The following is a 12,650-nucleotide window of genomic DNA, read 5'->3' as shown; positions in this document are numbered from 1 at the left end:
GGTCGGGCCGCGCACTGACCAGAAGACTTTCGCCAGGCCGTACGCACACCGCGTACGGAACCGGCGAGCCAGACATCAGCTCCCGTGCGGCGCCCGCGCCCCGGACAGCGGGGTCGCGCAACCACGCGACCACCCCGCCGGACCGGACCAGCGCGGCGCCCGGGAGCGCGACGGGAGAACCGCCCGCATGCTTGAGCCGACCGAACCCGGCACGACCGGGAACAACGAAGAGAACACCCCCGGGGACAAGCTGCCGCCGCGCCGCAGGCGCCGCGCCGCTTCCCGCCCCGCCGGCCCGCCGTCCGGCGGAGCCGCGAAGACCCAGGACGAGACGCCGGCCGTCGAGGCCGCTCCGGTGGCCGAGGCCGCCGTGGAGGCCGAGCCCGCTGCCGAGGCGCCGCGCGGCCGTCGTCGTGCCGTCCGTAAGGCGACGTCCCCGGCCGGTGCGCCGAAGGGCGCCGCCGTGGAGGCTCCGGTGGCCGAGGCCGTCGTGGAGCCGGTCGAGGAGAAGGCCGTGGAGGAGCCGGTGGAGGCTCCGGCGCCGCGTGCCCGTCGTCGTGCCGTCCGTAAGGCGACCGCTCCGGCCGGTGCGCCGCAGGCCGCCGACACCACCGCCGTCGCCGAGGAGATCGTGGTCGAGGCCGCTCCGGTGGCCGAGGCCGTCGAGGAGGCCGAGCCTGTGGTCGAGGCGCCGCGCGGCCGTCGTCGTGCCGTCCGTAAGGCGACGTCCCCGGCCGGTGCGCCGAAGGGCGCCGCCGTGGAGGCTCCGGTGGCCGAGGCCGTCGTGGAGCCGGTCGAGGAGAAGGCCGTGGAGGAGCCGGTGGAGGCTCCGGCGCCGCGTGCCCGTCGTCGTGCCGTCCGCAAGGCGACCGCTCCCGCCGGTGCGCCGCAGAGCGCCGCGCCCGAGGAGATCGTGGTCGAGACCGCTCCGGTGGCCGAGGCCGTCGTGGAGCAGGCCGCCCCCGAGGAGACCGTGGTCGAGGCGCCGCGAGGCCGTCGCCGCGCCTCCCGCAAGGCGACCTCGCCCGCCGGTGCGCCGCAGGCCGCCGAGCCCGCCGCCGAGCCGGCCGAGCCGGTCGGCGAAGCCCTTCCCGAGGCCGTCGCCGAGGAGCTCGCCGCCGAGCCCGAGGAGGTCGCGGAGACCGCGCCGCGCGGCCGTCAGCGCCGCCGCGCCACCGCCCCCGCCGGCCGCCCGGCCGCTCCCGCCACCAGCTCCGCCGCTCCCGCCACCAGCCCGGCCGCTCCCGCCGGCCGCCCGGCGTTCACCGCGACCGAGGAGCCCGTCCGCCGCGGTCGCCGCGCGACCCGCCCGGCCGTGGCCGTCTTCCAGGCGCCGGTCTTCTCCGAGCCGATGTTCCAGACCCCGGAGACCGCGGCCGCCGCGGCCGCCGCCGCTCCGCCGTACGTGGAGCCGGAGGACGAGGAAGAGACCGAGGACACGCAGCAGGCCGTCGAGGCGCCCGCGCCCGCCGAGCCCGCCGGGCAGACCCCGCGCCGCCGTCGCCGCCGTCGCGGCGAGGCCCCCGAGGCCGAGCAGACCGTCGCGCCCGTCGAACCGGAGGCGGAGCCCGAGGCCGAGGACGCGACCGAGACCGAGACCGAGGCGGAGCACGAGGCCGCCGACGACAACGAGTACGGCGACCGCCCGTCGCGCCGCCGCCGTCGCGGTGGCCGGCGCCGCCGCCGCGGTGACGCGGGCGACGGCGACGAGGGTTACGAGACGGAGCACTCCGCCCCGTCCGACTCCTCCGCCGACCGTGGAGACGAGCAGCAGCCCGCCGTGACGCACGCCGACGACAACGACGGCGACCACGACGAGGACGACGAGCGCCACGACTCCGCCGCCGGCGGATCCAGCAGCAGCCGTCGTCGCCGCCGCCGTCGCCGCCGCAGCGGTGACGCGGTCGACAACGGCACCGACAACGGAGCCCACGCCTCCGGCTCCGACGACCCGGAGCGCACGGTCGTCAAGGTCCGCGAGCCGCGGGAGCGCCGCAGCCGCGAGTCGGCCGACCGCGAGCCCGGCACCGGCTTCGACGAGGTCCAGTCCATCAAGGGCTCGACCCGTATGGAGGCGAAGAAGCAGCGCCGCCGCGAGGGCCGCGAGCAGGGCCGCCGCCGCGTCCCGATCATCACCGAGGCCGAGTTCCTGGCCCGCCGCGAGGCCGTCGAGCGGGTCATGGTCGTCCGCCAGAGCGGCGAGCGCACCCAGATCGGCGTCCTCGAGGACAACGTGCTCGTCGAGCACTACGTCAACAAGGAGCAGGCCACCAGCTACGTCGGCAACGTCTACCTGGGCAAGGTCCAGAACGTGCTGCCGTCGATGGAGGCCGCGTTCGTCGACATCGGCAAGGGCCGCAACGCCGTGCTGTACGCCGGTGAGGTCAACTTCGAGGCGCTCGGCATGGCCCACGGGCCGCGCCGCATCGAGACCGCCCTCAAGTCCGGCCAGTCGGTGCTCGTCCAGGTGACGAAGGACCCGATCGGCCACAAGGGCGCCCGCCTGACCAGCCAGGTCTCCCTGCCCGGCCGCTACCTCGTCTACGTGCCCGAGGGCTCGATGACCGGGATCAGCCGCAAGCTCCCCGACACCGAGCGCGCCCGGCTGAAGACCATCCTCAAGAAGATCGTTCCCGAGGACGCGGGCGTCATCGTGCGCACCGCCGCCGAGGGCGCGAGCGAGGACGAGCTCCGCCGTGACGTCGAGCGCCTCCAGGGCCAGTGGGAGGAGATCCAGCGGAAGTCGCGTGCCACCGGCAGCTCCAACGCGCCGACGCTGCTCTACGGCGAGCCGGACATGACAGTCCGGGTCGTCCGCGACATCTTCAACGAGGACTTCTCGAAGGTCATCGTGAGCGGCGGCGACGCCTGGGAGACGATCCACGGATACGTCTCGCAGGTCGCCCCCGACCTGACGGACCGGCTGTCGCGGTGGACCTCCGAGGTCGACATCTTCGCGACGTACCGCATCGACGAGCAGCTGATGAAGGCGCTGGACCGCAAGGTCTACCTGCCCAGCGGCGGCTCGCTGGTGATCGACAAGACCGAGGCGATGGTCGTCGTCGACGTCAACACCGGCAAGTTCACCGGCCAGGGCGGCAACCTCGAAGAGACCGTCACCAAGAACAACCTGGAGGCGGCCGAGGAGATCGTGCGTCAGCTGCGGCTGCGCGACCTCGGTGGCATCGTCGTCGTCGACTTCATCGACATGGTGCTGGAGTCCAACCGCGACCTGGTGCTCCGGCGCCTGCTGGAGTGCCTGGGACGCGACCGTACGAAGCACCAGGTCGCCGAGGTGACCTCGCTGGGGCTCGTCCAGATGACCCGTAAGCGGGTCGGCCAGGGCCTGCTGGAGTCGTTCTCCGAGACCTGCGTCCACTGCAACGGGCGCGGAGTGATCGTGCACATGGAGCAGCCGACGACGTCCGGCGGCGGCGGTGGCGGCAAGCGGTCCAAGAAGCGCCGCGGCGGCGCGGACCAGGACCACGGTCACGAGCAGGACCACCAGCACGAGCAGGACCACGGTCACGAGCCGGAGCACGAGTCCCTGGCGGAGGTCGCCGCCGAGGTGGCCGAGCCGGTGGCGCTGCCGGAGCCCGAGTTCGTCCCGGACGAGGAGCTGTACAGCAGCCCCGCCGAGGCGGAGGCGGCGGCTTCCCGCGGCCGTGGGCGTCGCAGGGCGACCCGCAAGGTGTCGGCCCCGGCCGGCGCTCCCAAGGCCGCCGCCCCGGCGCCGGTCGTCGAGGAGAAGCCGGTCGTCGAGTCGGCGCCGGTCGTCGAGTCGGAGCCGGCCGAGGCCGCGCGGCCGGTCGCCGAGCCCGCGCCGGTCGTGGAGGCCGTCGTGGAGCCGGAGCCCGTCGTGGAGCAGGAGGCCCCCGAGGCCGCGCCCCAGGGCCGTACGCGCCGCAGGGCGACCCGTAAGGCGACCTCTCCGGCGGGTTCGCCGAAGCAGGCCGCCCCGGCGGAGCCGGTGACCCCCGTCGAGCCCACCGCCGAGCCGGTGGCCGTCGAGGACCCGGTCGTCGAGGCGCCCGCGCCGGTCGCCGAGGCGCCGGTGGAGGCCCCCGAGGCAGCGGCTCCGCCGCGGGCCCGCCGCCGGGCGACCCGGAAGGCGACCGCTCCGGCGGGCTCGCCGTCCGGTGCCGGTGAGGCCGAGATCGTCGTCGTGACGGGTACGCCCGCCGCGGCCGACGAGGTCGCCGAGGCGCCCGTCGCCGAGGCCGGAGACGCCGAGGAGGCCGCGCCCGCCAAGAAGACGGCGGCGCGCAAGACCGCCAAGAAGGCTCCGGCCAAGAAGGCGGCCCCGGCCAAGAAGGCGGCGGCCCCGGCCAAGAAGGCGACGGCGGCCAAGAAGACGACGACCGCGAAGAAGACGACGACGGCCAAGAAGGCGCCGGCGAAGCGGGCGACCAAGAAGGCCGTCGCCGCCGAGCAGTCGGCCGGTTCGTCCTCGGCCGGTTCCGAGGAGTGACCGCGGGCTGATCCCGTACGCACCACCACCGGTGGGCCGTTTCCCCGACGCGGGGGAGCGGCCCACCGGCGCGTCCCCGGGCACTGGGCCGTGTGTGCCCGCGCCCTTGTACGGCCAGGGCCCCTGCGCGGCCCGTCCGGGCCGCTCGCGGACCGGTGGAGCTCTTCGGGAGGCGTACGCCGGGCGGGAGTCCCCGTACGCCGCACGGGGACGCGAGGGCTCGCCGGGGGCGGTTTGACCCGTCGGGCGGTGGCCCCGTAGCCTTGACCCTCGGCGTGTTTGTCTGTGCGCCTACCCCTGAGCACATCCCTCCCGGTGCGGTTCCGCGCCAGGAGAGGCCGCTCATCCTTCCGGATCGTCCCGGGCTCCGGCCCGTGCGAGCGGCTGGCATCAGGGGATCCGTTCCGAGCGAGAGAGAGATCCGCGTGTACGCCATCGTGCGCAGCGGTGGCCGCCAGCACAAGGTTGCTGTCGGTGACATCGTTGAGGTTGACAAGATTTCCACTGCCAAGGTTGGCGACACGGTCGAGCTCTCGACCCTGCTCGTTGTCGACGGCGAAGCCGTGACCAGCGACCCGTGGGTCCTGGCCGGCATCAAGGTCCAGGCCGAGGTCGTGGACCACCACAAGGGCGCGAAGATCGACATCCTTCGCTACAAGAACAAGACCGGCTACCGCCGTCGCCAGGGTCACCGCCAGCAGTACACGGCGATCAAGGTCACCGGTATCCCCGCGGCTGCGAAGTAAGGGACTGAGACATGGCACACAAGAAGGGCGCATCGTCCACTCGGAACGGGCGCGACTCCAATGCTCAGCGGCTCGGCGTGAAGCGCTTCGGCGGTCAGGCCGTCAACGCCGGTGAGATCCTGGTCCGCCAGCGCGGCACCCACTTCCACCCGGGCACGGGCGTCGGCCGTGGCGGCGACGACACGCTGTTCGCGCTGACCGCCGGTGCGGTGGAGTTCGGTACGCACCGCGGCCGCAAGGTCGTCAACATCGTTCCCGTCGCCGCCTGATCTTCCGGCGAGCACGGTAACGACGCAACACCTTCCGAGGGCGGATCTCAGCTTTCCCGGTCGACGGGGAAGCGGGTCCGCCCTCGGCGTGTTACATCAGAGACAGATCCGTAGATAGCAGTACCTGGAGGCACCCACCATGACCACCTTCGTGGACCGCGTCGAGCTCCATGCCGCCGCGGGTAACGGAGGCCACGGCTGTGCCTCCGTCCACCGTGAGAAGTTCAAGCCCCTCGGCGGACCCGACGGCGGCAACGGCGGACGCGGCGGCGACGTGATCCTCGTCGTCGAGCAGGCCGTGACCACGCTGCTCGACTACCACCACCACCCCCACCGCAAGGCCACCAACGGCCAGCCCGGCGCGGGCGACAACCGTTCGGGCAAGGACGGCCAGGACCTGGTCCTGCCCGTGCCGGACGGCACCGTCGTCCTCGACAAGGACGGCAACGTCCTCGCCGACCTCGTCGGCCAGGGCACCACGTTCGTCGCCGGACAGGGCGGCCGCGGCGGCCTCGGCAACGCCGCGCTCTCCTCGGCCCGCCGCAAGGCCCCCGGCTTCGCGCTGCTCGGCGAGCCGGGCGAGGACCGCGACATCGTCCTGGAGCTCAAGACCGTCGCCGACGTGGCGCTGGTCGGCTACCCGAGCGCGGGCAAGTCCTCGCTGATCTCGGTGCTCTCGGCGGCCAAGCCGAAGATCGCGGACTACCCGTTCACGACGCTCGTCCCGAACCTCGGTGTCGTCACCGCCGGTGAGACCGTCTACACCATCGCCGACGTCCCGGGCCTCATCCCCGGCGCCAGCCAGGGCCGCGGCCTCGGCCTGGAGTTCCTCCGCCACGTCGAGCGCTGCTCGGTGCTCGTGCACGTGCTGGACACGGCGACGCTGGAGTCCGACCGTGACCCGGTCTCCGACCTCGACATCATCGAGGAGGAGCTGCGTCAGTACGGCGGCCTGGAGAACCGGCCCCGCATCGTCGCCCTCAACAAGGTCGACATCCCGGACGGCCAGGACCTGGCCGACATGATCCGCCCGGAGCTGGAGGCGCGCGGCTACCGCGTCTTCGAGGTTTCCGCGATCGCCCACAAGGGCCTCAACGACCTCTCGTACGCGCTGGCCGGGATCGTCGCCGAGGCCCGTGCCGCCAAGCCGGTGGAGGAGGCGACCCGCGTCGTCATCCGCCCGAAGGCCGTCGACGACACCGGGTTCACCGTGACCGTCGACGAAGAGGGCATCTACCGGGTGCGCGGCGACAAGCCCGAGCGCTGGGTGCGTCAGACCGACTTCAACAACGACGAGGCCGTCGGCTACCTCGCGGACCGGCTGAACCGCCTCGGCGTCGAGACCGCCCTGATGAAGGCCGGCGCCCGCGCGGGCGACGGTGTGGCCATCGGTGCCGAGGAGAACGCGGTCGTCTTCGACTGGGAGCCGACGATGATGGCCGGCGCGGAGATGCTCGGCCGCCGTGGCGAGGACCACCGCCTGGAGGCCCCGCGCCCCGCCGCGCAGCGCCGCCGGGACCGCGACGCCGAGCGGGACGACGCGCAGAAGGAGTACGACGAGTTCGACCCCTTCTAAAGGGAGCCGTTCCAAGAGCCGTGAGGAGCACCGGGCACGTGAAGCCCGGTGCGGGCCTCTCCGCCGGCACCGCAGCAGGGCCCCGGGCCCCGCGCGGTCGCCGGGGGAGGGGCCCTCGGGCGTTCGGGGGCGGGCGGTGCGGCGCTACGGAATCCAGGAAGCCCCCCGGACGGGTGAGGCGGGGCGGTGCGTGTCCGCCGGTCGGGTGAAACGAAGAGGCCGTCCGCGGTGCTCAGCCGGGACATCGGCCGCTCAACCGTGTGGTGTCGGTCACCTGCTCGCGCGGCACTTTCGCAGGTAACGGCCCTGCTCACACGGGAACGGCGGGTGTCGTAGGGGCGGCCCCCACTCGACGTCCACCTTGCGAGATGGTAACGGAGAGTGCAACCATCGGGGGGTTCCCGAGCCCTCGCAAGGTAGGTCGTCTGTGTCTGTGCAGCACATAGCCCAAGCCCGTACCACAGCAGTCGTGCTCGCCGGGGGTACCGGTCAGCGCGTGGGACTGTCCATCCCCAAGCAGCTGCTGAAGATCGCAGGCAAGGCTGTCATCGAGCACACCCTGTCGATCTTCCAGCAGTCCGAGTCGATCGACGACATCATCGTGCTGATGGCGCCCGGCTATGTCGCCGACGTCGAGAAGATCGTCGCGAAGGCCGGCCTGACCAAGGTGGTCAAGGTCATCGAGGGCGGGACGACGCGCAACGAGACCACCGAGCGGGCCATCTCCGTGCTCGGCGAGGGCCTGGCGGAGGGCGAGGACCGCAACGTCCTCTTCCACGACGCCGTGCGCCCCCTGCTGTCGCAGCGCGTCATCACCGACTGCGTGGACGCCCTCGGACGGTACGAAGCGGTGGACGTCGCCATCCCGTCCGCGGACACGATCATCGTGACCCGCACGCACGGCGGCGACGGCGAGTTCATCACCGAGGTCCCCGACCGCTCCCGCCTGCGCCGGGGCCAGACGCCGCAGGCGTTCAAGCTCTCCACCATCCGCCGGGCGTACGAGGTCGCGGCCGGCGACCCGAACTTCCAGGCGACCGACGACTGCTCGGTGGTCCTGAAGTACCTGCCCGACGTGCCGATCTACGTCGTCGCGGGCGACGAGTACAACATGAAGGTGACCCAGCCGGTCGACGTCTTCATCGCGGACAAGCTCTTCCAGCTGGCCTCCACGGCCGTACCGTCGCCCGCCGACGACGCGGCCTACCGGGAAGCGCTGACCGGGAAGACCATGGTCGTCTTCGGCGGCTCCTACGGCATCGGCGCGGACATCGCCGCCCTCGCCGAGTCGTTCGGCGCCAAGGTCTACGCGCTCGGCCGGTCCACCACCGGTACGCACGTGGAGAACCCGGAGCACATCGACGACGCGCTCTCCACGGCGTACGCCGAGACCGGCCGGGTCGACTACGTCGTCAACACCGCCGGGGTGCTGCGGATCGGCAAGCTCGCCGAGACGGACAACGCGACGATCCAGGAAGCCCTGAACGTCAACTACCTCGCGCCGGTCCAGATCGCCCGGGCCTCGCACAAGTTCCTCGCCGAGTCCAAGGGCCAGCTGCTCCTCTACACCTCCAGCAGCTACACCCGGGGGCGGGCCGAGTACAGCCTGTACTCCTCCACCAAGGCCGCCATGGTCAATCTCACCCAGGCGCTCTCGGACGAGTGGGCCGGTGACGGGGTGCGTGTGAACTGCGTGAACCCGGAGCGCACCGCCACCCCGATGCGTACGAAGGCCTTCGGCGACGAGCCCGCGGGGTCGCTGCTCTCCTCCGAGGCGGTCGCCCGGACCTCCCTCGACGTGCTGCTCTCCGAGATGACCGGGCACGTCATCGACGTCCGGCAGCAGGACCCGACCCGGGGCGCCTCCGAGGCATCGGGCTTCGAGCAGGCGCTGGCCGCCGTCCTGGACCGACAGGCCGATGTGTAATACTGCTTGACAATCCACCATTCGGACCCCTGTCGTTCACCTTCGCGTGAACGGCAGGGGTCCGAATTCGTGAAGCTAATTCTTCACAATTCCCCCGCAAGGTATAAGTCGGAACCCTCGGGAGCGGTACTTCGTGTTTTCGAAAGCCATTCGCGTGGCGAGAGTGGGCAGCGGTTCTGAGCTCGCCGCCGCAATTCTCCTGGCCCTGGGATTCCCGTGCGTCATGCTCGCGGCGATACTCCCCAATATCTGGCTGTTCTCCGCGGCGGTCCTCGTCACATATCTGGCCGACCGTTATCTGCACCACTGCGGCAGTTATCTCGTCAATCGCCTTGCCGCCGTCCGGGCCGGTCTGTCGATTCGTTTTCTCGTGCGTGAGCTGCTGCTGATCCTGCTCATGTCGCGCATGGGATACGGCGAGGGGGCGTTCTTCTACACGACGGTCGCCTGTCTCCTGGCGTTCTACGGTCTCCAGGCGCCGCAGAGCGCGATGGTGACCCTCATCCGGCTCCGCCGCAAGCTGCCGGTGGTCACCCGGAACATCGACCTCGGCCCCGTCGGCATAGGGGACGCGCCGCCGCGTCTGCTGATGAGCCGACCCGCCGAGAAGATGCTCCACTTCGACGTGTTCGCCATGGTGGGCGTGGTGGCCGCGATACAGAGCGGCACCGACGCGATCGCCTACGCCGGCCTCGGGCTGACGCTCTTCCTCGCGGTGGTCTACATCCTCGCGCTGCTGCCGTACGTGCGGCCCAGCCGTCTCGTGCCGCCGGAGGCCAAGGTCCTGGCGGCCGTCGACAACTGGCTGCGCGAGTACAAGCCGACCGTCATCCTCTACTTCTCCGGTTCCAAGGACTCCGCCTACCAGGTCAACATGTGGCTGGAGACCATGGGCCGGCTGAGCGGCCGCCCGATGATCGTGCTCCGTGAGCGGGCCATCGTCCCGCAGCTCGCCGGCACGTCCGTCCCGGTCCTCTGCGTCCCCGGTGGCGTGCACCTGATGAACATGGACCTCTCGACGGTGCGGGTCGCGCTCTACGCGGCCAACGTCGGCAAGAACATCCACATGCTGCGCGTGCCGACCATGAAGCACGTCTTCATCGGGCACGGCGACAGCGACAAGCTGGCCAGCGTCAACCCGTACAGCAAGGCGTACGACGAGGTCTGGACGGCGGGCCGGGCCGGCCGCGACCGTTACGCGCTGGCCGACGTCGGCGTCCGTGACGAGGACATCGTGGAGGTGGGACGGCCGCAGCTGGCCTCCATCACCTCCTGGACCGGAACGCCGAAGAACCCCGTCCCGACCGTGCTGTACGCGCCCACCTGGGAGGGCTGGGACGACAACCCGGGCAACACCTCGCTGCTGCTCGCCGGTGAGAACATCGTCCGCCGGCTGCTGGAGTCCGAGAAGCCCGTCCGGGTGCTCTACAAGCCGCACCCGTTCACCGGCACCCGCAGCCGCAAGGCGGCCGCCGCCCACCTGCGGATCACCGCGATGATCGAGGACGCGGCCGCCCGCCGCGCCACCGACCCGCGCTGGGCCGAGCAGAGCGCGGCGCTCCGGGGTGAGCAGGCCGAGGCCGGCGCCGAGCTGGCCCGTATCGAGGCGAGGCTGACCGAGCTGGCCGGCGGTACCGGTGAGACGGCCCGCGACGAGGCCGAGCTCTCGCGCAACTCGCTGGCCGACCCGGCGCGCGAGGCCGAGACCGCGAAGCTGCGGGACGACTGGAACACCGCCTACTGGCGCTCCCGGGGCTGGTGGCAGCACCAGGTCATCTCCGGATCGACCATGCGCCTGTACGACTGCTTCAACGAGTCGGACGCCATGGTGTCGGACATCTCCAGCGTGGTCTCCGACTTCATCGCCAGCGGCAAGCCGTACGCGGTGACCGACTCGGCCGAGCTGGGCGAGGAGGAGTTCAAGCGCCAGAACACGGCCGTCCGGGCCGCGGTGATCCTCTCCAACGACGCGAGCGAGCTGGACCGGCTGCTCGCGGCCGTGTCCGACCCCGCCGCGGACGACCGGGCCGAGGGCCGGCGCGAGCTGAAGGAGTACCTCCTCGGGCCCGACGAGCCGACCTCGCTCGTCCAGTTCGACCGTGCCGTCCAGGCGCTGGCCGCCCGGGCGGAGACGCGCAATCTCGGGGTGGCTCATCTCAGCGAACACGTGAATGGCTGAATCTCGCCAGAGATGACCGAAAAGTAGTGCACGATGGCCCGTTCTCCCCTCTTGGGGGGCGAGAACGGGCCATCGTGACGCACATCACTTTTCGCACTTGAGGGGCGCGCACAACCAATGCTGTGCGTCCGCTGTCATCTCTATTCGTGAACGACACTCGAATTCCAGACGTCAGCGTGATCATCGGCGCTTACGAAGCCATGCCCTACCTCATCCGCTGCCTCCAGTCCGTGGAGGCGCAGACCCTGCCCGCCGACCGCTTCGAGCTCATCGCGGTCGACGACGGGTCGAAGGACGGCACCGGCGCGTACCTGGACGAGTTCGCCGCACGTACCGCCGTCCCCACCACCGTGATCCACCAGGCGAACTCCGGCGGCCCGAGCGGACCGCGCAACGTGGGCCTCGCCCGCGCGCGCGGCCGGTACGTCTTCTTCCTCGACGCCGACGACTTCCTCGGCTTCGAGGCGCTGGAACGCATGGTCGCCATCGCCGACAAGGCCGGCACCGACGTGGTGCTCGGCAAGATGGTGGGCGTCAACCGGGGCGCCGCCGGGTCCATGTGGGGACGCCACGACGAAGAGCGCGTCGACATCTTCGACTCCCGCGTCATCTACACCCTCAGCGCCCAGAAGCTCTTCCGCCGCGAGCTGCTGACCCGCCACGGGATCACCTTCGACGAGAAGATGCGCAACGGCGAGGACGCCCTCTTCACCATGGAGGCCTACCTCCGGGGCGCCGGTGTCTCCGTCGTCTCCGAGTACGTCTGCTACTACCTGGTGGGCCGTGACGACGGCCTGCACGTCACCCGCAGCGGCAGCTACGAGCCCCGGTTCGAGGCGCTGCAGGCGCTGGTCGAACTCATCGCCGAACTGGTGCCCGAGGGGCCGAAGCGTGACTTCCTGATGGCCCGTCCGTTCACCGTGGGGCTCATCCAGCAGTTCGGCCCGGCCGTGGTCAAGGAGAGCGAGGAGGTCCGTGCCCACAAGCTGGAGCTGGCCGCCCCGATCACCAAGTACTGGACCCCGGGCGTCGCGAAGCTGATCAAGGTGAACGAACGCCTCCGGCTCGAATGCGTCGCCCGCGGCCGCCTGGACCTCCTCGCCGACATCCACCGGTACATCGCCGCCCGGCACACCCCGAAGGTCGTCCGGGCCGACGAGGGGGAGGCCGCGTACCTCGTCTACCCGCACTTCCGGAAGCCCGAGGCGGGCCTTCCCGACTCGGCGTTCGAGATGACGGTGCCGGAGTGGTCCCCGGGCAAGCGGCTGCAGGCGCCCCCTCGGCCGAAGCCGGGCCAGCCCAAGCCCACGCCGACCCTGGCCCGCAGGGTGGTTCGCCGGGTTCGTCGTGACATGAAGCGGTGGAAGTCCTCGGTCTGACCCGACGGCCCGGAGCGGGCGGCCGGGACCGGGATGGTGGCAGAGTTACTCGTCGGGAAACCTCGCGGGAACTCGAAGTAATATCCCATGGAATGAAAGCGGC

The 12,650-nt window shown here is 71.5% G+C and carries 7 protein-coding genes; all 7 read left to right on the top strand.

The features are described from left to right. Nucleotides 1-187 precede the first annotated feature (187 nt). The gene (locus ACWCWD_RS08780) at nt 188-4,471 is read left to right on the top strand and encodes an Rne/Rng family ribonuclease (protein WP_450771287.1); all 4,284 of its coding nucleotides are present in this window, start codon (nt 188-190) and stop codon (nt 4,469-4,471) included. A 425-nt stretch (nt 4,472-4,896) separates the two neighbouring features. Then, entirely contained in the window at nt 4,897-5,217 is a 321-nt protein-coding gene (gene rplU, locus ACWCWD_RS08775; RefSeq protein ID WP_365920392.1) for a 50S ribosomal protein L21, read from the top strand. Between the two features lie 11 nt (nt 5,218-5,228). Further along, entirely contained in the window at nt 5,229-5,486 is a 258-nt protein-coding gene (rpmA, locus tag ACWCWD_RS08770) for a 50S ribosomal protein L27 (protein WP_014045902.1), read from the top strand. A 139-nt stretch (nt 5,487-5,625) separates the two neighbouring features. After that, nucleotides 5,626-7,062: a GTPase ObgE gene (gene obgE, locus ACWCWD_RS08765; protein ID WP_450771285.1), complete on the top strand. Its 1,437-nt coding sequence runs from the start codon at nt 5,626-5,628 to the stop codon at nt 7,060-7,062. Nucleotides 7,063-7,489: 427 nt separating this feature from the next. Then, nucleotides 7,490-8,989, top strand: a complete 1,500-nt coding sequence (locus ACWCWD_RS08760; RefSeq protein WP_450771283.1) for a D-ribitol-5-phosphate cytidylyltransferase — start codon at nt 7,490-7,492, stop codon at nt 8,987-8,989. A gap of 133 nt (nt 8,990-9,122) precedes the next feature. Then, nucleotides 9,123-11,168, top strand: a complete 2,046-nt coding sequence (locus ACWCWD_RS08755; protein ID WP_450771282.1) for a hypothetical protein — start codon at nt 9,123-9,125, stop codon at nt 11,166-11,168. Nucleotides 11,169-11,368: 200 nt separating this feature from the next. Next, the gene (locus ACWCWD_RS08750; RefSeq protein ID WP_450771478.1) at nt 11,369-12,547 is read left to right on the top strand and encodes a glycosyltransferase family 2 protein; all 1,179 of its coding nucleotides are present in this window, start codon (nt 11,369-11,371) and stop codon (nt 12,545-12,547) included. Nucleotides 12,548-12,650 lie beyond the last annotated feature (103 nt).

This window comes from Streptomyces sp. NPDC001493 (assembly GCF_053597235.1).
Note: the sequence above shows the minus strand (reverse complement) of the source record. Positions and strands in the feature narration are given on the sequence as shown.